The following is a 21,312-nucleotide window of genomic DNA, read 5'->3' as shown; positions in this document are numbered from 1 at the left end:
GCTCAGACCTGCGGCGGCAGCAGCTGGTCGAACGAGGCGAAGCTCTGCACCCCGGTGCCGAGCCCGCAGGACAGCAGCTGGTCCAGCTGCTCGGCGGTCACGCCGTGCTCCAGGTCCGTCGAGACCTCGCTGTACACCGCGAGCTGGCCCTCCTCCTCACGGAGGTAGAGCTTCGGCCAGATTCGCTCGCGGTTCCAGTCGTTGAGCGCGAGCGTCACCGCGCGGCGGCTGTCGACCGGGAGCTGCCGGTGCCAGCGGCCGCGCACCTGCAGGATCTCCCGCTGCTCGCCGAGCAGCAGGAACCAGAACCGGGAGTCGTTCCACACGCCGGTCAGGTCGCCGTCCTCGTCGACCCGGAAGTGGTAGCCGCGGGACGACAGCGCCGAGGCGACCCGGTCGCGGGTCAGCGGCGTCGGCCGGGCCTGCAGCGGCACCCGGCGCTGCGGCACGGGGGCGGCGGCGCGCTCGCCGAGCACCCGGGACAGCCAGCCCGGCGTGCGGGGCGCGGTCACGGGGCCACCGCCGCGGGGTCGGGGTAGAGCTCGTCGATCGCGTCGAAGAACGTGCTCGACGTGGACAGGCCGCAGAACAGGATCTGGCTCAGCTGCTCGTCGGTCGCGCCGTGCTCCAGGTCGGTGGAGACCTCGGCGACGACGTGCACCATGCCGTTGTCGCGGACCCGCACGTACGCCTTCGGCCAGATGCGCTCGGCGTTCCACTCGGTGCAGGCGTCGAGCACCTCCTCGAGCCGCTCGATCGCGATCTCGCGGTTCCACTGCCCGCGCACCTGGACGATCTCCTGGTGCTCGCCGAACAGGAAGAAGTAGAACAGCCGGCCCCGCCACAGCCCGCCGAGGTCGCCGTCGTCGTCGGTGAAGTAGTGGAAGTCGTTGCGCTCGAACCAGCGCACGATCCGGTCGGTGCTCAGCGGGGTGGGCCGGCCGTCGTCCACGGACACGCCGCCGGGTTCCGAGCCGCGCGCGCCGCCCCGACCGGGGTTGGCGGGGACTGGCGCGGCCTCGCGACCGCTCGCCGGGCGGCCCGGTCCGCGGCGGGGGCGGCGGTTCCCGAACAGACCCATGCGCACACCATACGCGCGGGCGCCCACGCCGCCAGCGTGGTCACCCTCCGTTCACCGGATCGGACATCTCGGGCGGCTGGGTGCTCGCGCGATCGGGTTAGGCTCGTGCTGGACGGGCTGCTCCGCGCCCGCCACCAGCACCGCACGCAGCCCGCGGGACCGAGGTGGCCCCGCACGACACCCACGAGGACGCCATGGGTTTCTTCACCAAGCCGGACGCCGCGGCGTCCGTCCCCGGACCGCAGCCCCTGTCGCACCAGCGCGTCATCGACGTGCTGGACGCGCGCGAGATGAACTACGGCGTCGACGACGACGGCGACATCGGCGGCTACTGGGACGGGCACCTGTTCTACTTCTTCCGGCTCGGCGGGCAGCAGGAGTACCTGCAGACCCGCGGCCGGTGGAACCGCAAGGTCGGGATCGACCAGTACGCGCGGGTGGTCGACCTGGTGAACACCTGGAACTCCGAGAAGCTGTGGCCGAAGGGCTACGTGCGGGCCGAGGACGACGTCGTCGGCGTGTACGCCGAGCACACGGTCGACTACGAGCACGGCGCGACCGACGAGCAGATCGACCTGCACCTCGCGTGCGGCATCACCACCGCGCTGAGCCTGTTCGAGCACCTCGACGAGCAGTTCCCGGCCGAGGCCGCCGCGGCGAAGGCCGCCGAGGCCGCGGCCTCCGGGGAGTGACCCGGCGCCGATGACGGACCCCGCCGCGCGGGCGTTCCAGGTCGACCTGCACGGCGTGGTCGACCTGCTCGCCCGGCACCTGTACTCCGGACCCCGGGTCTACCTGCGCGAGCTGCTGCAGAACGGCGTCGACGCGATCACCGCGCGCCGCGCCGAGGACCCGGGGTGCCCGGCGACCGTCCGGCTGCGGCCGCTGCCGGACGGCTCGCTGCTCGTCACCGACTCCGGCGTGGGCCTGACCCGCGCCGAGGCGGAGGAGCTGCTCGCGACCGTCGGACGGTCGTCCAAGCGCGACCTCGACCTCGGCGTCGGTCGCGAGGAGTTCCTCGGGCAGTTCGGCATCGGCCTGCTGTCGGCGTTCATGGTGGCCGACCGGATCGAGCTGGTGTCCCGGTCCGCCCGGGACCCGCTGGCCCCGGCCGTGCGCTGGCGCGGGCACGCGGACGGGTCGTACGACCTCGTCGAGCTGCCGGACGCCGACCTGCCGGCGGGCAGCACCGTGCGGCTCCGGCCGCGGCGGGACCTCGAGCACTGGCTGGCGGGGGAGACGGTCGCGGCGCTCGCCGCGGAGTTCGGCTCGCTGCTGCCGGTCGACGTGGCGGTGGAGGTGCCGCTGGGGACCGCCCCCGCGGCCGCGGCACCGGGAGCCGGTGACCCCGCCGACGACCTGCCCGGCGACGGCGCCCCGCGCCCCGGGCACGTGTGGCGCCGCATCTCGGCGCCCGAGACGCCCTGGGCGCGCGAGCACCCGGACGAGGCCGCCCGCGCGCAGGCGCTGGCCCGGTACTGCGAGCAGGCCCTCGGCTTCACGCCGCTCGCCAGCATCGACCTGTCGGTCCCGCTGGCCGGGGTCACCGGGGTGGCGTTCGTGCTGCCCGCGGCGGTCCCGCCGGGCGGCGGCGGCTCGCACCGGGTCTACCTCAAGCGGATGCTGCTCGGGACGCGCGTCGACGGGCTGCTCCCCGAGTGGGCGTTCTTCGTCCGGTGCGTCATCGACGCCTCGGGCCTGCGCCCGACCGCGTCCCGCGAGGCGCTGTACACGGACGAGGTGCTGCTGGCGACACAGGAGGCGCTCGCGGACGCGGTCCGGTCCTGGACGCTGCGCACCCTGGAGTCGTCGACCGCTCTCGCGCGGCAGTTCGTGAGCACGCACCACCTGGCGGTGCGCTCGCTCGCCCTGACCGACGACACGATGCTCGACCTCGCGGCGCGGATCCTGCCCTACGAGACGACCGACGGGACGCTCACGCTCGCCGAGGTCGCGCAGGAGCACGGGCAGGTGGTGTTCGCGCCGACGCTCGAGGAGTACCGGCGGATCGCCCCGGTCGCCCGCGCGCAGGGCCTGGCCGTGGTGAACGCGGGGTACGTCTACGACGCGGACCTGCTGGCTCGGCTCGCCGCGCGCGGGCCGGGGCGCGGACTCGGCGAGGTGCGGCCGCTCGGCGCCGGCGACATCGCGCAGGTGCTGGCCCCGGTGGCGCCGGAGCGCGAGCTCGCGACCCTCGACGCGGTGCGGGCGGGCGGCGAGGTGCTGCGGCCCCTCGACACCGAGCTCGTGCTGCGGACGTTCGAGCCCGCCGAGCTGCCCGCGGTCCTGCTGCACGACCGGGACGGCGACCACCAGCGCGACCTGCAGGCGGCGATGGCCGAGGCCGACGACGTGTGGAGCGACGTGCTCGCGGGGTTCGCCGCGCCCGCCGCCGCGCGCCGGCTCGTGCTCAACGACGCCAGCCCGCTGGTGCGCGACCTGCTCGACGCGCCACCGGGCGAGGTGGTCGCCGCGGGGCTGCGGTCCCTGTACGTGTCCGCCCTGCTGCTGTCCGGCGAGCCGCTGCGCGCGCGGGACTCGGAGCTGATGACCGGCTCGATGTCGGTGCTGCTGCGGGCCGGGCTGGCCGGGTCCGGTGCGGGCCCGCGGGGCGGCGCGGGCGAGGGGGTGCCGGGCGCGCTGCCCGGCGCCGACGACGAGGCGGCCGGGGGACCGGCCGGGGAGGAGCGCGCGTGACGCGCACGCTGGACGAGGCCAACCGCGAGATCTCCCGCGTGCGGCAGATGCCGTACGGGCTGGCCCGGTCCCAGGCCGCCGAGCGCCAGGTGCGGCTGGTCGACGCCGAGGGCCCGGACGCCGCCCGCGCCTACGCGCTCGGCACGCTGGTCGAGGCGTACCAGTGGGGCGGCGAGGTCGACCGGTCGTTCGTCGCGTTCGCGCGGCTGCTGCGCTGGTACGACGAGCACCCCGAGCACTTCGACGCGCACGACCGGCACGGCCTGTTCTGGTCGTTCAAGTGGATGATCTCCGGGCTCGCGGACTTCCCGACGGTCCCGGCCGAGCAGATCGACCGCACCCTCGCGGACATGGAGCGCCGCTACGCCCTGGCCGGGAACGGCATGGACGCGGTCGCCTACGAGCGGTTCGCCTGGGCCCGGCAGCGCGGCGCCGCCGACGTCGAGGCCGCCTACCAGGCGTGGATCGCCACCCCGCGCGACGACTTCTCCCAGTGCGAGGCGTGCGACCCCGGCGACCGCGCCGCGTGGCTCATCGGCACCGACCGGGCCGAGGAGGGCATCCGGATCATCGAGCAGACCCTCGCCGAGGACCCGTCGTGCGCGTCCGAGCCGGCGGACATGCTGTCCTACCTCGCCGAGGCCTACCTGGACCAGGGCCGGCCGCGCGACGCCGCCCGGACCCACCGGCGTGCCGTCGCGGCGCTCGCGGAGGCCGAGTCCGACATGGTCGGCGCCCGCGGTCGCCGGGTGCGGCTGCTCGCGCGCGGCGGGCAGGCCGAGCGCGCCGTCCGGGCGATCGAGGCGGACCAGCAGTACCTCACCGGCGGGGACACGCCGTACTCGCGGCTGGCGTTCGCGCGGCTGGTCGGCGGGGCGACGCACGTCCTGCGCTCGGCCGGGCAGGGCGACCTGCCGGTGCGGCTGGCCTCCGTGCCCGCGACGACCGTGGCCGAGCTCGACGACTGGTTGCGGGCCGAGGCGACCGCGCTGGCGAGGCAGTTCGACGCGCGGAACGGGACGAGCGCCGAGAGCGAGTCGGTGGCCCGCGCGTGGGCGACCGAGCCGGCTCCTCACGCGCTGGACCTCGACGTGCTGCCGCGGGGCCTGGCGGCGCGCGGCGGGGCGACCCCGGACGCGGGCGGGTCGGACGCCGACGGCTCGGCCGGCAGCGCGGCGGGTGCCGCGACGAGCGCGGACGGTGCGGCCCCCGGCGACGCGCGGCGTGCCGCCCCGGCCGACCCCGCGGCGCTGGCCGCGGAGGCCGAGCGCCTCGCCGGAACCGGTGACCTGGAGTCCGCGGCCGGTGCCTACCTCGACGCCGCGGTCGCGTTCGAGGGCGCAGGCCTGCTGACGGAGTCCGGCTTCGGCTACGCGGAGGCCGCGCACTGCGCGCAGGTGCTCGGCGACGACGACGGGTGCGGCCTCCGGCTACGCCGCGGCGGTCGCCCGGCTCCGGGCCGCGGACGTCCCCGCCACGGTCGTCGCGCCGGTGGTCGTCGCGTGGGCCGGCGCCGCCGCGGTGACCGGCCGGGCCGAGGCCGTGCTCGCGGAGGCGGACGGCCTGCTGCTCCGGCTGGCCGCGGACGCCGCTCCGGGAGACGACGAGCGGGCCCCGGAGCTCGTCGCCCGCGAGCAGGCCGAGCACCGCCGCGCCGCCGCCGACCTGGACGACGCGGCCGCCCGGCTGCTGGCGACGCTCGGCGGCCCGGAGCGCAGCGCCGCCGCGGCCACCCGCGCGCAGTCGGCGGCCGAGGCCTACGCCGGCCTCGGCGCGCTCGCGGACGCCGCGCACGCGTTCTGGCTCGCGCCGGGCGGCTGCACGACGACCTGGGCCACGTCGAGGACGCGGTGTGGCACCTGGAGTCGGCGATGGAGGGGTTCCAGGCCGCGCGCCAGCGGGCCCCGCACGGCGAGGTCGCGAACGCCCTGGTCGACGTACTGCGCCGCTCGGGCCAGGACGCCCGCGCCGACGACCTGGCCCGCACCCTGACCACCTGACCCCGCGCCGCGCGCTCGCGCTGCGCCGAGTGGGCACTAGACGTCCCCTCCGCACGCCGGATGGGGACATCGACTGCCCGCTCGGCGAGCGGTCTCGCCGAGAGGGCAGCTCTCGGCTGTGCGCGGGGACGGCCGCGCAGCCGAGAGCTGCCATCTCGGCGGGGGTCTTGCAGGCAGCGGGTGCGGGGCGGAGGGGCGGGCGCGGCGGGATACGGTGCCGGGGTGAGCCTGGCCGTGGTGTTCCTGCCCGACACCGCCCTGCTCGTCCCCGGTGCCGCCGGGCGGGCCGACCCCGCCGCCGGGCTGCGGGACGCGGCGGTGGCGGCGCTCGCGGACCTCGCCGGAGACACCGGAGCCGGCGGGAACCCGGGCGTCGAGCGGGTGCTCGTGATCGCGCCCGCGCGCCGCCTGCGGTTCCTGCCGCACCCCGTCGCGCCCGGGCTCGGTGCCGCGGGCCTCGACCTGCCCGACCTCGCGCCGCCCGCGCTCGACGGCGCCCCGCGCGCGGACGTGCCCGCGTCGGTCGCGCTCGTGCTGCTGCGCGCCGCCGGGGTCGCCTCGCCGGTCGACGTGGTCGAGATCGACCGCGCCGCCGACCACGTCGTCGCCGCCCACGACTCCTCCGCCGCCCCGCGCGCGGTCGTGGTCGTCGGGTCGCTCAGCGCCCGGCACGGACCGGACGCCCCGCTCGCGGACGACCCGCGTGCACCCGCCGCGGACGACGCCCTGCTCGCCGCCCTCGCCGACGGGCCCGCCGCGCTGGGCCGGGCGCTCGACGACCTCGGTGCCGACGGCGCGCGCGACCTGGCCGTCTCGGGCCGGGGTCCGTGGCGGGCCGCCCTGGCGCTGCTGCCCGCGGGCGCCGTCACCGAGGCCGCCAGCCTGCACCGCGAGGTCGTGGCGGGCGCCCAGCACGTCGTCGCCGCCTGGCGGCTCGCCGACCCGGCCGCGCTCGCCGGCCCGACGCTCCCCGACCCGCACGACCGTCCCGTCCCGCACCACCTCGAGGAGCCCCGTTGACCGTCGTCGTCGCCGTGGTCGGCCCGACCGCGACCGGCAAGTCCGACCTGGGCGTCGCCCTCGCGGAGCACCTGGACGGCGAGGTCGTGAACGCCGACGCGCTGCAGCTCTACCGGGGCCTGGACATCGGCACCGCCAAGCTCGCCGTCGCGGAGCGCCGGGGCGTCCCGCACCACCTGCTCGACGTGCTCGACCCGCACGAGGACGCCACGGTCGCCGCGTACCAGCGCGACGCCCGCGCGGCGCTCGCCGACATCGCCGCCCGCGGCCGCCGACCGGTCGTGGTGGGCGGGTCGGGGCTGTACGTGCGGTCCCTGCTGGACCGGATCGAGTTCCCCGGTACCGACCCCGAGGTCCGCGCCGCGCTGGAGGCCCGGGTCGAGACCGAGGGCGCCCGCGCCCTGCACGCCGAGCTCGCCGCCGCCGACCCGGTCGCCGCGGAGGAACATCGGCCCGCGCAACGCCCGCCGGATCGTCCGGGCGCTGGAGGTCATCGCGCTGACGGGGCGGCCGTACTCGGCGAACCTGCCCGGTCACGACTACGAGGTCCCCGCCGTGCAGATCGGCCTGGACTGCGACCGCGCCGTGCTCGACGAGCGGGTGCAGGCGCGGGTCGACCGGATGTGGGCCGCCGGGCTCGTCGACGAGGTGCGCGGCCTGGTCGGGCGCGGCATCGGCCGCACGGCCTCGCGCGCCGTCGGCTACGCCGAGGTGCTGTCCGCCCTGCGCGGCGAGATCACCGAGGACGAGGCACGCGCCCAGGTGGTCGCCGGCACCCGGCGGCTGGCCCGCAAGCAGATGGGCTGGTTCGGGCGCGACCCGCGCGTGCACTGGCTCGACGCGCAGGACCCGGACCTCGTCGACCGGGGCCCTCGCGCTCGTCCGGGGGGCCGACTCCGGGGAGCTGGGGCTCGCCACGGACGACCCGGCGCCGCGCCGTAGTCTGGGGTCATGACCGCCCCCGCCGCGTCCCCGGCCGCCCGCGCCCTGCCCGACACGGTCGCGGCGCTGCGCGTGACCAAGGGCCACGGCACGCAGAACGACTTCGTGCTGCTCGACGGCCGGACCGGGATCGCGCTCGACGCCGACCTGGTCCGCGCGCTCGCCGACCGCCGCGCGGGGATCGGCGGCGACGGGGTCATCCGGCTGGTCGCCAGCGCCGAGCTGCCCGAGGGCGCCGCGGTGCTCGCGGAGGACCCGGCCGCCACGTGGTTCATGGACTACCGCAACGCCGACGGGTCGATCGCGGAGATGTGCGGCAACGGCGTGCGGGTCGTCGCGGAGTACGCCCGCGCGCTCGGCCTGTGGGACCCCGCGACGGGCGAGCTCGTGCTCGGCACCCGCGCCGGCGTCCGGCGCGTCCGGGAGGCCGCCGGCCCCGCGGGCGAGACCTGGTACGCCGTCGACATGGGGGAGTGGCGGCTGCCGGGCGGGCCCGAGGCGGCCGCCGCGGGCGCGGACGCCCAGGTGGACGTCCCGGGTCTGCCGGTGCCGCGCCCCGCGCTCAGCGTCGACCTGGGCAACCCGCACACGGTGCTGGCGCTCGCGGACGACGCCGAGCTCGCCGCCGCCGACCTCACCCGGGCCCCCGCGGTCGACCCGGTGCCGCCGCACGGCACGAACGTCGAGCTGGTCGTCCCGCTCGGGGAGCAGCGGCTCGCGGACGGCACGGTCGTCGGCCGGGTGCGGATGCGCGTGCACGAGCGCGGGGTCGGCGAGACCCGGTCCTGCGGCACCGGCGCGTGCGCCGCGGCGCTCGCGGTGCGGGCCTGGGCCGGGCCGCAGGCGCCCGACGTCTGGCTGGTGGACGTGCCGGGCGGGACCGTGCGGGTCGCGGCCCTGCCGGACGGCCACGTCGAGCTCGCCGGCCCGGCGGTCCTCGTCGCGGACCTCGACGTCGACCCGGCCGCGCTGTCCCGCTGACCGCGTCCGGGTCCCGGCCGAGCGCCGGAACACCCCGGGCCGCGGGCGCGTTGCACCCCGCGTGACCGACACGTCGACCGCCGCCGCCCTGACGGCCGAGGACCTGCGCCGCCCCCTGGGGCGCGACGCGACGTTCCTCCAGCTGTCGTCGGGATTCTGCGCGCCGTGCCGGGCCACCCGCCGGGTGCTGGAGCGGGTCGTGGCGACCCAGGACGGCGTCGCGCACGTCGAGGTCGACGTGGCCGACCGCGCGGACCTGGCGGAGCGGTTCGGGGTGACCGAGACGCCGACGGTGGTCGTGCTCGACGCCGACGGCGCGCCCGTCGTCCGGGTCGCGGGCGTGCCGAGCCTCGCCCAGGCGCGCGCCGTGGTGGCCGCGCTGCGCTGACTCCCGGCGCCCCGCGACCCCGGCTCGGTCAGTCCAGCACGTCGGCGATCGCCTCCGCCGCGGCGGCGAGCACGGCGTCGAACGCGTGCGCCCCCGGGGCCCCGTAGCCGACGACCACGGCCGGCCCCCGGCCCCGCCCCGTACCGGGGGCCGCGAACGCCGAGAGCCCCTCCAGCCGCACCCCACGGCGCGCCGCTGCGGCCACGACCGCGGTCTCGGACGTCCCGGCGGGCAGCTCGACCAGGCAGTGCAGGCCCGCGGGCAGCCCGGCGACCGCGCAGGCCGGCAGGCGCTCGGCGACCACGGCCTCGACCCGCGCGCGGCGCGCCCGGTAGTGCTGCCGCAGTCGGCGCACCGAGCGGTCCAGGTCGTGCGCCTCGACGAACCCGGCGAGCGCCAGCTGGTCGACGGCCGGCGGCCCGCCCCCGAGCAGCTCGGTCTGCCGGGCGAGCGGTGCCACCAGCCGCTCCGGCGCGACCGCCCACGCGAGCCCGAGCCCCGGCCCGACCGACTTGCTCGCGGTGCCGGCGTACAGCACGTGCTCCGGCGCGAGCGCCTGCAGCGCCCCGACCGCCCGGCGGTCGTACCGGAACTCGCCGTCGTAGTCGTCCTCGAGCACGAGCGCGCCGGTGGCGGCGGCCCAGCGCACCACCGCGGTCCGGCGGTCCGGGGCCAGCGCGACGCCGGTGGGGAACTGGTGCGCCGGGGTGAGCAGCACGGCGTCGACCCCGAGCTCCGCGAGCTGCGCGACGTCCGCCCCGTCCCGGTCGACGGGCAGCGGCACGACCGCGAGGCCCGCCGCGACGATCGCGTCCCGGTGCCGTGCGTGGCCGTACTCCTCGACGGCGACCCGGGTCGCGCCCGCGGCGGCCAGCGCCCGGCAGGCCGCGGCCAGCAGGCCGCCGAACCCGCGCGCCAGCAGGACGCGCCCGGACGTCGCGCGCACGCCGCGGGTCCGGGCCAGGTAGCCCGCCAGCGCCTCACGGGCCGCCGGGACGCCGCGCGGGTCCGGGTACCCGAGCGAACCGGCCGGGGAGTCGAGGACGGCGCGCCGCACCGCCGCGGCCCACTCGCGGCGCGGGAAGGCCGCGGCGTCGGGGATGCCCGCGCGCAGGTCGGCTCCCGCGGGTGGGCCGGGCGAGCCGGCCGCGGGCTGTCCGGTCGGTCGCCCCTCCGCCGGAGCCGGGCTCGCGGCGGGCTCGGCGACCCAGGTCCCCGCCCCGACACGGCTGGTCAACCAGCCCTCGGCGGCGAGCTGCTCGTAGACCTGCGCGACGGTGTTGCGCGCGACGCCCAGGTCGGCGGCGACGGAGCGCGTCGCCGGGAGCCGCGTGCCGGGGGCGAGCCGGCCCTCGGTCACGGCCGCCCGGAGCGCGTCCTCCAGGCCCCGGCGCGGACGCGCGGCGCGCAGGTCGAGGAACAGGTCCAACCCGCCGATGGCCCACGTCGCGCGCACGACATTGGACTGTAGAGGAGGGCCGCCCCGTCCGTAGCGTCGCCGGCATGACCACGCAGACCACCGCCCCGGCACCCGACCACGCGCAGCATACCGACGGCTCCGACGGCCCCGACCGCCCGGTGCGCGTCCCGCGCCGCCTCGACGTCGACGGCCTCGCCCCCACGTTCTCCGCCGCGCTCGCCGACCTGGACGCCGCCGCCACCGCCGAGCTCGACCGCGCCGGGGTCGAGCCCGCGCTGCGCGAGATCGTCCGGCTCCGCGCCTCGCAGCTGAACGGCTGCGCCTACTGCGTCGACACCCACGCCCGGGACGCCCGTGCCGCGGGCCTGCGGACCCAGCAGGTGGACGCGGTCGCCGTGTGGCGGGAGTCGTCGTTCTTCACCGCGCGGCAGCGTGCCGCGCTCGAGCTGGCCGAGTCCGTGACGCTCGCTCCGCAGACCCGGGTGCCGGGCGAGGTGGTCGCGGCGGCGACCGCCGCGTCCGGCGAGCAGGCCACCGCGGCGCTGCTGGCGCTGGTCGTGGCGATCAACGCCTGGAACCTGGTCGGCGTCACGGCCCGCTGCTGGTCCGCGCCGGTCGTCGCGGACTGACGCGCGCCGGGCCGCGCCGGGGTCCGGGCCTCAGCCAGCCGCGACCACCCGCAGCACCCGGAACCCCCGCGCGGTCGCGACCCGGTCCACCGCCGCGGCCCCGTCGAGCTCCGTCGCCAGCCAGCGCAGCAGCGAGTCCGACCCGAGGTTCTTCGCCACCACGAGGTACGCCTCGCCGCCCGGGAGCAGCCGCCGGAGCCACTGCCGCAGCATCGCGTGCAGCGTCTCCTTGCCGACCCGGATCGGCGGGTTCGACCAGATGGCGGCGAACCGCACGTCGTCGGGCACGTCCTCGGGACGCACCGCCGTCAGCCCGTCGACCCCGAGCCGCGCCGCGTTGCGCCGGGTCAGGTCGAGCGCCCGCTCGTTCACGTCGACGGCCCACACCCGCGCGTGCGGGGCGAGCAGGCCGAGGCTGAGCGCGACCGGCCCCCAGCCGCAGCCGAGGTCGAGCAGGTCGCCGTCGCGGGGCGGGTCGGGCACGTGCTGCAGCAGCACCTCGGTCCCGCCGTCCAGGTGGTCGGGGGAGAACACGCCGCCGGCGGTCTCGACCTCGACGTCCCGGCCCGCGAGGTGCACGGTGCGGGCCCGGCGCTCGTCGGGGGAGGCGGGCTCGGCGGTGAAGTAGTGCTCGGTGCCGGTCACGCCGCGACCCTACCGGCCCGCCCCGGCGCACCGTCCGCCCGTGGCGAATAGCCTCGCGCCCGCCCCCGCGGCGCGCGACACTGGTACCCGGGCCACCGACGACGGCGGCCACCGCCGACAGCGAAGGAACCGCGTGAACGACCCCCAGAACCCCACGACTCGCGAGCAGGACGTCCCGGAGACCGAGGTGGACGCGCAGCAGGCCGCGCGCGACGCCCAGCGGGTCGCCGACGACGTCGTGGCACGCGTGCTCGCGCGGGCGGGCACGGCGGTCCACGACGGCGCGACCGTCCACACCACCTACGACGGCGAGCAGCTCGACCTGGAGGAGCGCACGTCGCTGCGCCGGGTGGCGGGGCTGTCGACCGAGCTCCAGGACGTCACCGAGGTCGAGTACCGGCAGCTGCGCCTCGAGCGCGTCGTGCTGGTCGGCCTCTGGGGCGGCGGGGGCGTCACCCAGGAGAGCGCGGAGATCTCGCTGCGCGAGCTCGCCGCCCTGGCCGAGACCGCGGGCTCGCAGGTGCTCGACGGCCTGCTGCAGCGCCGGCAGAACCCCGACCCCGGCACCTACCTCGGCTCCGGCAAGGCGGCGGAGCTCGCGGGCGTGGTGCTGGCCGTCGGCGCGGACACCGTGGTCGTCGACGGCGAGCTCGCCCCGTCCCAGCGCCGCGCGCTGGAGGACGTGGTGAAGGTCAAGGTCGTCGACCGGACCGCGCTGATCCTCGACATCTTCGCCCAGCACGCGAAGTCCCGGGAGGGCAAGGCCCAGGTCGAGCTCGCGCAGCTCGAGTACCTGCTGCCGCGCCTGCGCGGCTGGGGCGACTCGATGTCCCGGCAGGCCGGTGGCCAGGTCGGCGGCGCCGGCGCGGGCATGGGCTCGCGCGGTCCCGGTGAGACCAAGATCGAGCTGGACCGTCGCCGCATCCGCGACCGGATGGCCAAGCTGCGCCGGGAGATCGCCGCGATGGAGCCGGCTCGTGCCACCAAGCGCGCGTCCCGGAAGAAGAACGCGATCCCGTCGGTCGCGATCGCCGGGTACACCAACGCGGGCAAGTCCTCGCTGCTGAACCGGCTCACCGACGCCGGCGTCCTGGTGGAGAACGCGCTGTTCGCCACCCTGGACCCGACGGTGCGGCGCGCCCAGGCCGCGGACGGACGGGTGTTCACGCTCGCGGACACCGTCGGCTTCGTCCGGAACCTGCCGCACCAGCTGGTCGAGGCGTTCCGGTCGACGCTCGAGGAGGTCGCCGACGCCGACCTGGTGCTGCACGTCGTCGACGCCTCGCACCCGGACCCGGAGGGGCAGATCGCCGCGGTGCGGCACGTGTTCGCCGACATCCCGGGCGCCATGGACGTGCCCGAGATCATCGTGCTCAACAAGGCCGACCTGGCCGAGCCCGAGGCCGTGGCCCGGCTGCGCTCGCGGGAGCACGGCGCCGTCGTGGTCTCCGCGCACACCGGCGAGGGCATCGAGGAGCTGCAGGCGGTCATCGCCGACCAGCTGCCGCGCCCGGGCGTGACGGTCGACCTGGTGATCCCGTACGACCGCGGCGACCTGGTGCACCGGGTGCACGAGACGGGCGAGATCGACGCCGAGGAGCACACGCCGCAGGGCACCGCGCTCCGCGGCCGGGTCGACCAGGCGCTGGCGACCGAGCTCGCGGCCGCGGCGGTCGAGCGGGGCTGAGTCCCCGCGCGGGGACCCTCCACGTGCCGGAGGTGTCCCCGCGCCCGACTACCCTGTCCGGGTGCCCGATCCCGCTCCCGACGTCGACCACCTGCTCGACGTGGCGGTCGCGGCGCTCGGCGGCTCGCCCCGCGAGGGCCAGCGCCGGATGGCGAACCAGGTCGCCGAGGCGGTCGAGAAGGGCGAGCACCTGCTCGTCCAGGCCGGCACCGGCACCGGGAAGTCGCTCGGGTACCTGGTGCCCTCCGTGCGGCACGCCGTGGTCGCCGACGAGCGGGTGGTCGTGTCGACCGCGACGCTCGCGCTGCAGCGCCAGGTGATGACCCGCGACCTCCCCCTGGTCGCCGACGCGCTCGCCCCCGAGCTGCCCCGCACGCCCCGGATCGCGCTGCTCAAGGGCTGGCACAACTACGTGTGCGTGCACAAGACGTCGGGCGGCTACCCGCCGGACGACCAGGGCATGCTGTTCGACCTCGGGGACCGCGGCGCGGCCGAGCACCCGTCGACGACCGACCCCGCCGACGGCGAGGACGCCGGCAAGGAGTCGCTCGGCGCGCAGGTGGTCCGGCTGCGGGAGTGGGCCGAGGAGACCGAGACCGGCGACCGCGACGACCTGGTCCCGGGCGTGACCGACCGGGCGTGGCGCCAGGTGTCGGTCACGTCGCTGGAGTGCCTGGGCCAGCGCTGCCCGCTGCTCGAGGAGTGCTTCCCCGAGCGCGCCCGCGCCGCCGCCCGGTCCGCCGACGTGGTGGTGACGAACCACGCGATGCTCGGCGTGGCGGCGTCCGGCTCGCCGCACGTGCTGCCCGAGCACCAGGTGCTGGTCGTCGACGAGGCCCACGAGCTCGCCGACCGGGTCACCGCCCAGTCCACGGCCGAGCTGTCCGTCGGCAGCGTCGAGCACGCGGGACGGATGGCGCGCCGGCACGGCGGCATCGCCACCACCGAGCTCGACTCGGCGGCGACCGCCCTCGGCGCCGCGCTGATCCACCTGCCCGAGGGGCGGTTCACCGAGGGCCTGCCGGAGGGCACCCGCCAGGCGGTCGCGATGGTGCGCGACGCGGCTCGCGGGCTGCTGTCGGCGCTGCGCCCCGAGAAGCCCGCGGCGGGCGAGGCGGCACCGGCGGACAGCGGGCTGAAGATCGCGACGTCGTCCGTGCTCGCGCTGTTCGAGGTCGCCGAGCGGATGGCCGCCGAGGCCGACGACCAGCGGTACACGGTGCTGTGGTGCTCCCGCGCCGAGCGCGACGGCGCCACCCGGCTGTACGCCGCCCCGCTCGCGGTGAACGGCCTGATCCGCACCCACCTGCTGTCCGGGCGCGCGTCGGTGCTGACCTCGGCGACGCTGAGCCTCGGCGGCGAGTTCCGGTCGATGGCCCGCAGCATCGGCCTGGAGGGCGCGGGCGAGGCGGCCGCGGCCACGGCGACGGCGGCGACCGTGGCGGTGTCGGCGCCGGGCGGGAGCGAGGGCACCACGCTCGACGTGCCGAAGCCGGCGGCGAGCCCGGCCCCCGCGTCGCTGCCCTGGCACGGCGTCGACGTCGGCAGCCCGTTCGACTACCCGAAGCAGGGCATCCTCTACATCGCCCGCCGCCTGCCGCCCCCCGGGCGCGAGCCCGCCACCGACGCGCAGCTCGACGAGATCGAGGCTCTGATCACCGCCGCGGGCGGCCGCACGCTCGGCCTGTTCTCCTCCCGGCGGGCCGCCGTCGCGGTCGGCGAGGCGATGCGTGAGCGGCTCGACGTCCCGGTGCTCGTGCAGGGCGAGGACCAGCTCCCGACCCTCGTGAAGCAGTTCGCCGCCGACGAGCCCACCTGCCTGTTCGGCACCCTGTCGCTCTGGCAGGGCGTCGACGTGCCGGGGCGGTCGAACCAGCTCGTGATCATCGACCGCATCCCGTTCCCGCGGCCCGACGACCCGGTGAAGTCGGCCCGGTCGGAGGCGGTGGCGGCGTCCGGCGGCAACGGCTTCATGTCCGTCGCTGCCACGCACGCCGCGCTGCTGCTCGCGCAGGGCGCGGGCCGGCTGATCCGGTCGACGGGGGACCGGGGCGTCGTCGCGGTGCTCGACCCCCGGCTGTCGACGGCCCGGTACGGGGAGTTCCTCACGCGGTCGCTGCCGGCGTTCTGGCGCACGACCGACCGCGAGGTGGCCCTGGGGGCGCTGCGCCGGCTCGCGTCGACCGCGCCGACCGCCTGACCAGGGCGTCGGCGGCCTCGCGACGCGCCCGGGACCTCCGCCCGGGGCGCGCCCGGGCGGGTCGGCCCGCTAGCCTCGTGACCAGCGCGCCGACCGGCGCGCGGGCACGGGCAGCACGTACGGGAGGACCGCCGTGAGCGAGCAGATCGACGACGTCGAGGGCGACGAGCTGGGTCTGGTGGGCACGCCCCTGCAGCCCCGCCGCACCACCAAGCTGGCGGTCGTCGGCGCGGGCGCGGTCGGGTCGACCATGGCCTACGCGGCGCTCATGCGCGGCGCGGCTCGCAGCGTCGTGCTCTACGACATCAACAAGGCGAAGGTCGAGGCCGAGGCGCTGGACCTCGGGCACGGCATCCAGTTCATGCCGATGGCCGAGGTCATCGGCTCGGACGACATCGCCGCGTGCGCCGACGCCGACGTCGTCATGATCACCGCGGGCGCGAAGCAGAAGCCCGGGCAGACCCGGATCGACCTGGCCGAGGCGACCATCGCCCTGGTCAAGAAGATCCTGCCCTCGCTCGTCGAGGTCGCGCCGAACGCGGTGTACGTGATGGTCACCAACCCGGTCGACATCGTCACCTACGCCGCGCTGAAGTTCTCCGGCCTGCCGCCGACGCAGCTGTTCGGGTCCGGCACGGTGCTCGACTCCTCGCGGCTGCGCTACCTCATCGCGCAGTACACCGGCGTCGCCGTGCAGAACGTGCACGCCTACATCGCGGGGGAGCACGGCGACACCGAGCTGCCGCTGTGGTCCTCGGCGACCATCGGCGGCGTGCCGATCCTCGACTGGAACGCCATCGAGGGCCACGTGCCGCTCACCCACGAGGTCCGGGAGTCGATCGCCCGCGAGGTCGTCGACTCGGCCTACCGGATCATCGCCGGCAAGGGGGCGACGAACTACGCCGTGGCGCTCGCGGGCTCGCGGATCATCGAGGCGATCGTCAAGGACGAGCGCCGCATCCTGCCGGTGTCGTCGCTGCTCGACGGCTACCACGGCATCAGCGACGTCTGCCTCTCGGTGCCGTCGATCGTCGGCCGCGCGGGCGTGGGCGAGCGGCTGGAGGTCCCGATGTCGACCGACGAGCTCGCGGGGCTCCGGCGCTCGGGCGAGCAGCTGCGCGCGGTCGCCCGGCGGTTCGGGCTCTAGGCGACGCGCGGTCGCGGCACCCGCACGTGCGGGTGCCGCACCGCCGCCGCGGCCTCGCGCAGCGCCGCCACCGCGGCGACGACGGCGGGCACCCGCGCGGTGCCCGCCTCGCCGACCGCCTCCACCAGCCGCGCGGCACCGGGCCGCGCCGGGTGCACCGTGACGTCCGGGTGCGGCAGCGCGGCCAGCGCCAGTCCGGGCAGGGTCGCCACGCCGAGCCCGGCCCGGACCAGGCCGAGCACCGCCAGGTAGTCGTCGGTCGCGAAGTCGACCCGCGGGGCGAAGCCGGCGCGGGCGCAGGTCCCGACGAGCTGCGCGCGGCACTGCGGGCAGCCCGCGATCCACGGCCGGTCGGCGAGCCCCGCGAGGTCGGCGGGCTCGCCGTCGGTCCGTCCGTCGGACGCGGGCAGCACGACGAGCACCTCGTCCCGCAGCAGGGCCGCCCGCCGCAACCCGTCGGCGTCCGCGAGGCCGGCGTCGGGCGCCGCGTCGCGGAACGTCACGGCGACGTCCACCCGGCCGGCGGCGAGCTCGTCCAGCGCCTCGGGCGGCTCCGCCTCCACGAGGGTGACGCCCACGCCCGGGTGGGCGGCGCGCAGCGCGGCGAGGGCGGCGGGGAGCAGGGTGGCCGCCGCGGACGGGAAGGCCGCCACGCGGACCCGGCCCGCGCGCAGGCTGGCCACGGCGGCGACCTCCTCCAGCGTCGCGTCCAGCGCCGACTGCACGGCCGAGGCGTTCCGGGCGAGCACGTGGCCCGCGTCCGTGAGCCGCACGCCGCGCCCGGCGCGGACCACCACCGGCGTGCCGACGACTCGTTCCACGGCACGGAGCTGCTGGCTCGCCGCCGGCTGCGTCAGGCCGAGCTCGCGCGCGGCGGCGGTGACGCTGCCGGTGTCGCGGACGGCGCGCACGAGGCGCAGGGCGGCGGCGTCGAGGCTGCGGGCGACCACCGACCCAGAATAAGCCAGATGCATGGATCGATGCGGAACTGGCTCTTGTCCGCATGAGTGCGTGCCGACGAGGCTGGCCGCATGCGTTCTCCCGCCGACCTGCCCTCCGCCTTCGACCCCGCTCCGGGCCACCTCGACGCAGCCACGGCGGGCGTCGCGCCGCGGCGCACCGCCCGGGCGCTGCGCGAGGACGTGGACCGCTGGTCGTCCGGCGGCCTCGACGTGGCGCGGTACGAGCGCGCCGTCCACGTCGCCCGCGAGCGGTTCGCGGCCCTCGTCGACGTGCCGGCCGACCGGGTCGCGATCGGGTCCCAGGTCTCGGCGATGGTCGCGGTGGTCGCGGCGTCGCTCCCGGACGGCGCGCGGGTGGTGTGCGTGGACGGCGACTTCACCTCGGTGGTGTTCCCTTTCCTCGCGCAGGGCCGGCTGCGGGTCGAGCACGTGCCGGCCGACCGGCTGGCCGAGGCCGTCGTGCCGGGGGTCGACCTGGTCGCCTACTCGCTGGTGCAGTCGGCGACGGGTGCGGTGCTCGACGACGACGCGGTGCTCGCGGCGGCGCGGGGAGCGGGCAGCCGGACGCTGTGCGACCTGACCCAGGCCGCCGGGTGGCTCCGCGTCGACGCGTCCCGGTACGACGTGAGCGTGACCGCGGCGTACAAGTGGCTGTGCGCCCCGCGCGGGACCGGCTTCCTCACCGTCCGGGCCGAGGCCCAGGACGCGCTGGTCCCCGTGCACGCGGGCTGGTACGCGGGCGACGACCCCTGGGCGTCCTGCTACGGGCCCGAGATGCGGCTGGCGGGGGACGCGCGGCGGTTCGACGTGTCGCCGGCGTGGCAGGCGTGGCTCGGCGCCGCCGAGTCGCTGGACCTGTTCGCGGGTGCCGACCGGGACGCCGTCCAGGCGCACGCGGTCGGGCTCGCCGACGCCTTCCGCGCGGGCCTCGGGCTGGAGCCCGGTGGCAGCGCGATCGTGACGCTGCCCGACCCGGAGGGACGACGTCGCGGCGCGCTGGTGGCCGCGGGCTGCCGGGTCGCCGGGCGCGCCGGGCGGGTGCGGCTGGCGTTCCACGTCTGGAACGACGCCGTGGACGTGCAGCGCGCGCTCACCGCGCTGCACGGGGAGGTCTGACCACCGGCCGGGTCGCGCCCGGCCGGTGCCGCGTCAGAGGGAGCGGAGCACCGAGACGACGCGGCCGAGCACCTGCGCGTGGTCGCCGTCGATCGGGGAGTACGCGGGGTTCTGCGGCAGCAGCCACACGTGCCCGTCCGCGCGCTTGAGGGTCTTGACCGTCGCCTCGCCGTCGAGCATCGCGGCGACGATCTCGCCGTTCTCGGCGACGGGCTGCCGGCGGACCACGACCCAGTCGCCGTCGCAGATCGCGGCGTCGACCATCGAGTCCCCGACGACCTTGAGCAGGAACAGCTCGCCCGTGCCCACGAGCTGGCGGGGGAGCGGGAACACGTCCTCGACGAGCTGCTCGGCGAGGATCGGGCCGCCGGCGGCGATCCGCCCCACCACGGGCACGTACGCCGCCTCGGGCGCGCCCTCGCGCGCGGCGGAGTCGGCGTCGCCGATCCCCGTGATGCCGGCGACGCCGGGGAGCGGCGCGACGCCGCGCGAGTCGTCCGGCTGGACGACCTCGATCGCGCGCGGCCGGTTCGGGTCGCGGCGCAGGTAGCCCTTGCGCTCGAGCGCGGTGAGCTGGTGCTTGACGCTCGACGGGCTGGTGAGGCCGACGGCGTCGCCGATCTCCCGCATGCTCGGCGGGTAGCCGCGCGACTCGACCGACGCGCGCACCGTCTCGAGGACCAGCCGCTGGCGCGGCGTGAGGCCGTCGCCGTCCCCGAGCTCGGCCACGGCCGCCTCGCCGAGGCCCGCCGCGGTGCCCGTCCCGTCGCTCGCCATGTCCCGCTCCCGTCCCGTCCGCCCAGGTCAGCCGCCCGCGGGTGCGTCCGCGGCGGTCCGTCGGGCGGGCGTGTCAGTGCCTCGTGGTGCGCTGTACCCGACGTCACCGAGCGTAGGGGGACGGACGGACGGGATCAAACACCTGTTCGATCGTGTCTCGACATCGTCGGTGGGGTGTGGTTCCATCGTACAAGCGTTCGAACGAACAGGTGTTCGACTCGGGTCGCCCGGCGGCCCAGGAGGGAAGTGGTGGGGATGAGCGCGATCGCAGCACACCCGGGGATCGCCCGTCCGGCGCGCCGGCAGGCGCCCGCCCGACGCGACGGGGATGCGCGTCGGCCGGTCGCCGCAGGTGGCGAGGGCCGCCTCCACCTCACGCGGCGCGGTCGCGTCGTCGTCGCCCTCCTGGGCCTGGCGGTCGTCCTCGGCGGCCTCGTGGGCGGTCGCGCGGTGGCCGAGGCCCCGGAGCGCGCCACCGAGGTGACGACGCACGCCGTGCAGTCGGGCGAGACGCTGTGGGCGATCGCCGCGAGCGTGGCGGACCCGGGGGAGGACGTGCGGGACGTCGTCCTCGGCCTGCAGGAGCTCAACGGCCTGGCGGACGCCTCGCTCCAGGCCGGCCAGGTCCTGCTGCTCCCCGCCGGCTCCTGACGTCGCTCCGAAGTCGCTGGTCAACCCGGCATCGAGGTCTCGAACGGATTACGGCACTCGGTGCTTGCGTAATTGGCAGGCGCGCCTCTACTGTGGTGCCACCTCGAACGGCTGGCTGGGGGGCTCGCCGCGAGGGACGCGTCGTCGTCCTGGCTTCCGGGCCGGACGCAGAGGCGTGCAGCAACCGTCCGGACGAGGCGAGTCGTCCGGACGAGACGGGACGGGGGCGTCCCCACGAGGGTGGCCGCAGCAGCGGCCACCCTCGTCGTCTTCCCGGGCGCCGCTCTCCGGTGCGCTGAACTGCGCGTTCACCCCTCCGCGGATCTGCCTTGCACCGCCCGCTCCCGGGGCCCTACCGTGTCTCGGTCGTCCGGGCGGGCGCGCGTCGCCGCGGTCGCCGGCCCGGCGCGTGCACCACATCCCGGAGGAGGCGTCCATGCACTGCCCGTTCTGCCGTCACGCCGACTCCCGCGTCGTCGACTCCCGCACGTCCGACGACGGCCTGTCGATCCGCCGGCGGCGCCAGTGCCCGCAGTGCAACCGACGGTTCACCACCATCGAGACCGCGAGCCTGTCCGTGGTGAAGCGGTCCGGTGCCACCGAGCCGTTCAGCCGGGAGAAGATCGTCAACGGCGTCCGGAAGGCCTGCCAGGGCCGTCCGGTCAGCGACGACGACCTCGCGGTGCTCGCCCAGCGCGTCGAGGAGAACCTGCGTGCGAGCGGGAGCGCCGAGCTCGACGCGTACGAGATCGGCCTCGCGATCCTCGGCCCGCTGCGCGACCTGGACGAGGTGGCCTACCTGCGGTTCGCCAGCGTCTACCAGGCGTTCAACAGCCTCGAGGACTTCGAGGCGGCGATCACCGTGCTGCGTGCGGAGAACGAGGCGGCCGACGCCGCCCGCGCCGCGTCGTCGGCCGCCCCCGCCGAGGACGCCCCGACCGCCTGAGGCCTCGCCCGGTGGCTTCGGAC

19 protein-coding genes and 1 pseudogene are annotated in these 21,312 nt (G+C 77.1%); 14 read left to right on the top strand and 6 right to left on the bottom strand.

Annotation, left to right across the window (positions count from 1 at the left end; all coding sequences use genetic code 11):
• Positions 1-2: 2 nt before the first annotated feature.
• Both FKM96_RS01950 and FKM96_RS01945 read right to left on the bottom strand, forming a co-directional pair.
• Positions 3-512 carry a YbjN domain-containing protein gene (locus FKM96_RS01950; RefSeq protein WP_246855151.1) on the bottom strand — a complete coding sequence of 170 codons (510 nt, stop codon included), beginning with the start codon at positions 510-512 and terminating at the stop codon, positions 3-5.
• Entirely contained in the window at positions 509-958 is a 450-nt protein-coding gene (locus tag FKM96_RS01945) for a YbjN domain-containing protein (RefSeq protein WP_246855150.1), read from the bottom strand. The genes FKM96_RS01950 and FKM96_RS01945 overlap by 4 nt, the downstream gene beginning before the upstream one ends.
• A 317-nt stretch (positions 959-1,275) precedes the next feature.
• Here FKM96_RS01945 and FKM96_RS01940 point away from each other — a divergent pair, with 317 nt between their 5' ends.
• The 7 genes and pseudogenes from FKM96_RS01940 (at position 1,276) to FKM96_RS01910 (ending at position 9,109) form a co-directional block, all read left to right on the top strand.
• On the top strand, positions 1,276-1,773 hold the full coding sequence (locus FKM96_RS01940; protein WP_147793811.1) for a YbjN domain-containing protein: 498 nt from the start codon (positions 1,276-1,278) through the stop codon (positions 1,771-1,773).
• A gap of 10 nt (positions 1,774-1,783) precedes the next feature.
• Positions 1,784-3,778 carry an HSP90 family protein gene (locus FKM96_RS01935; protein WP_147793810.1) on the top strand — a complete coding sequence of 665 codons (1,995 nt, stop codon included), beginning with the start codon at positions 1,784-1,786 and terminating at the stop codon, positions 3,776-3,778.
• Positions 3,775-5,778 (top strand): hypothetical protein, encoded by a 2,004-nt coding sequence (locus FKM96_RS01930; protein WP_246855149.1) that lies wholly within the window; start codon positions 3,775-3,777, stop codon positions 5,776-5,778. Before FKM96_RS01935 ends, FKM96_RS01930 begins: the two co-directional genes overlap by 4 nt.
• Positions 5,779-6,000: 222 nt before the next feature.
• Positions 6,001-6,798, top strand: a complete 798-nt coding sequence (locus FKM96_RS01925) for a hypothetical protein (protein WP_147793809.1) — start codon at positions 6,001-6,003, stop codon at positions 6,796-6,798.
• Positions 6,795-7,753 (top strand): annotated as a pseudogene (miaA, locus tag FKM96_RS01920) (tRNA (adenosine(37)-N6)-dimethylallyltransferase MiaA). The gene FKM96_RS01925 and the pseudogene miaA overlap by 4 nt, the downstream one beginning before the upstream one ends.
• Positions 7,750-8,721 carry a diaminopimelate epimerase gene (dapF, locus tag FKM96_RS01915; protein WP_147793808.1) on the top strand — a complete coding sequence of 324 codons (972 nt, stop codon included), beginning with the start codon at positions 7,750-7,752 and terminating at the stop codon, positions 8,719-8,721. The pseudogene miaA and the gene dapF overlap by 4 nt, the downstream one beginning before the upstream one ends.
• A 61-nt stretch (positions 8,722-8,782) precedes the next feature.
• A complete protein-coding gene (locus FKM96_RS01910; protein ID WP_147793807.1) occupies positions 8,783-9,109 on the top strand; it encodes a thioredoxin family protein in 327 nt (108 codons plus the stop codon).
• 28 nt (positions 9,110-9,137) lie between these two features.
• Here the strand turns inward: FKM96_RS01910 and FKM96_RS01905 are convergent, their stop codons facing one another.
• A complete protein-coding gene (locus FKM96_RS01905; protein ID WP_147793806.1) occupies positions 9,138-10,565 on the bottom strand; it encodes a PLP-dependent aminotransferase family protein in 1,428 nt (475 codons plus the stop codon).
• A gap of 47 nt (positions 10,566-10,612) precedes the next feature.
• Here FKM96_RS01905 and FKM96_RS01900 point away from each other — a divergent pair, with 47 nt between their 5' ends.
• The gene (locus FKM96_RS01900) at positions 10,613-11,158 is read left to right on the top strand and encodes a carboxymuconolactone decarboxylase family protein (RefSeq protein ID WP_147793805.1); all 546 of its coding nucleotides are present in this window, start codon (positions 10,613-10,615) and stop codon (positions 11,156-11,158) included.
• 30 nt (positions 11,159-11,188) lie between these two features.
• Here FKM96_RS01900 and FKM96_RS01895 read toward each other — a convergent pair whose 3' ends face one another.
• On the bottom strand, positions 11,189-11,803 hold the full coding sequence (locus tag FKM96_RS01895) for a class I SAM-dependent methyltransferase (RefSeq protein ID WP_147793804.1): 615 nt from the start codon (positions 11,801-11,803) through the stop codon (positions 11,189-11,191).
• Positions 11,804-11,990: 187 nt separating this feature from the next.
• Here FKM96_RS01895 and hflX point away from each other — a divergent pair, with 187 nt between their 5' ends.
• The 3 genes from hflX to FKM96_RS01880 all read left to right on the top strand — a co-directional run bounded on the left by hflX (position 11,991) and on the right by FKM96_RS01880 (position 16,837).
• Positions 11,991-13,490 carry a GTPase HflX gene (gene hflX / locus FKM96_RS01890; protein WP_147796860.1) on the top strand — a complete coding sequence of 500 codons (1,500 nt, stop codon included), beginning with the start codon at positions 11,991-11,993 and terminating at the stop codon, positions 13,488-13,490.
• A 61-nt stretch (positions 13,491-13,551) separates the two neighbouring features.
• Positions 13,552-15,690 (top strand): ATP-dependent DNA helicase, encoded by a 2,139-nt coding sequence (locus FKM96_RS01885; protein WP_246855148.1) that lies wholly within the window; start codon positions 13,552-13,554, stop codon positions 15,688-15,690.
• Positions 15,691-15,868: 178 nt separating this feature from the next.
• Entirely contained in the window at positions 15,869-16,837 is a 969-nt protein-coding gene (locus tag FKM96_RS01880) for an L-lactate dehydrogenase (RefSeq protein WP_210417416.1), read from the top strand.
• Here FKM96_RS01880 and FKM96_RS01875 read toward each other — a convergent pair.
• Positions 16,834-17,787 carry a LysR family transcriptional regulator gene (locus tag FKM96_RS01875; protein WP_246855147.1) on the bottom strand — a complete coding sequence of 318 codons (954 nt, stop codon included), beginning with the start codon at positions 17,785-17,787 and terminating at the stop codon, positions 16,834-16,836. The genes FKM96_RS01880 and FKM96_RS01875 overlap by 4 nt on opposite strands.
• A gap of 81 nt (positions 17,788-17,868) precedes the next feature.
• Between FKM96_RS01875 and FKM96_RS01870 the strand changes: the two genes are divergently transcribed.
• On the top strand, positions 17,869-18,915 hold the full coding sequence (locus FKM96_RS01870) for an aminotransferase class V-fold PLP-dependent enzyme (protein WP_147793802.1): 1,047 nt from the start codon (positions 17,869-17,871) through the stop codon (positions 18,913-18,915).
• Positions 18,916-18,948: 33 nt separating this feature from the next.
• On the opposite strand, the gene lexA is transcribed toward FKM96_RS01870, so the two are convergent.
• Positions 18,949-19,692 (bottom strand): transcriptional repressor LexA, encoded by a 744-nt coding sequence (gene lexA / locus FKM96_RS01865; RefSeq protein WP_147793801.1) that lies wholly within the window; start codon positions 19,690-19,692, stop codon positions 18,949-18,951.
• Between the two features lie 255 nt (positions 19,693-19,947).
• On the opposite strand from lexA, the gene FKM96_RS01860 reads away from it, so the two are divergent.
• The gene (locus FKM96_RS01860; protein WP_147793800.1) at positions 19,948-20,343 is read left to right on the top strand and encodes a LysM peptidoglycan-binding domain-containing protein; all 396 of its coding nucleotides are present in this window, start codon (positions 19,948-19,950) and stop codon (positions 20,341-20,343) included.
• A gap of 436 nt (positions 20,344-20,779) precedes the next feature.
• Positions 20,780-21,289, top strand: a complete 510-nt coding sequence (gene nrdR, locus FKM96_RS01855) for a transcriptional regulator NrdR (RefSeq protein WP_246855146.1) — start codon at positions 20,780-20,782, stop codon at positions 21,287-21,289.
• The last annotated feature ends 23 nt before the right edge of the window (positions 21,290-21,312 follow it).

The organism is Cellulomonas sp. Y8, from assembly GCF_008033115.1.
Classification (GTDB): Bacteria; Actinomycetota; Actinomycetes; order Actinomycetales; family Cellulomonadaceae; genus Cellulomonas.
This window is presented reverse-complemented; position numbering and strand designations above follow the sequence as displayed.

What these genes read in the sequence shown, in the direction of transcription:
- FKM96_RS01940 (WP_147793811.1), top strand. Translation starts at nt 1,276, where the DNA reads ATGGGTTTCTTCACCAAGCCGGACGCCGCGGCGTCCGTCCCCGGACCG.
- FKM96_RS01935 (WP_147793810.1), top strand. Translation starts at nt 1,784, where the DNA reads ATGACGGACCCCGCCGCGCGGGCGTTCCAGGTCGACCTGCACGGCGTG.
- dapF (WP_147793808.1), top strand. Translation starts at nt 7,750, where the DNA reads ATGACCGCCCCCGCCGCGTCCCCGGCCGCCCGCGCCCTGCCCGACACG.
- FKM96_RS01900 (WP_147793805.1), top strand. Translation starts at nt 10,613, where the DNA reads ATGACCACGCAGACCACCGCCCCGGCACCCGACCACGCGCAGCATACC.
- FKM96_RS01870 (WP_147793802.1), top strand. Translation starts at nt 17,869, where the DNA reads ATGCGTTCTCCCGCCGACCTGCCCTCCGCCTTCGACCCCGCTCCGGGC.
- lexA (WP_147793801.1), bottom strand. Translation starts at nt 19,692, where the DNA reads ATGGCGAGCGACGGGACGGGCACCGCGGCGGGCCTCGGCGAGGCGGCC.
- FKM96_RS01860 (WP_147793800.1), top strand. Translation starts at nt 19,948, where the DNA reads ATGAGCGCGATCGCAGCACACCCGGGGATCGCCCGTCCGGCGCGCCGG.
- nrdR (WP_246855146.1), top strand. Translation starts at nt 20,780, where the DNA reads ATGCACTGCCCGTTCTGCCGTCACGCCGACTCCCGCGTCGTCGACTCC.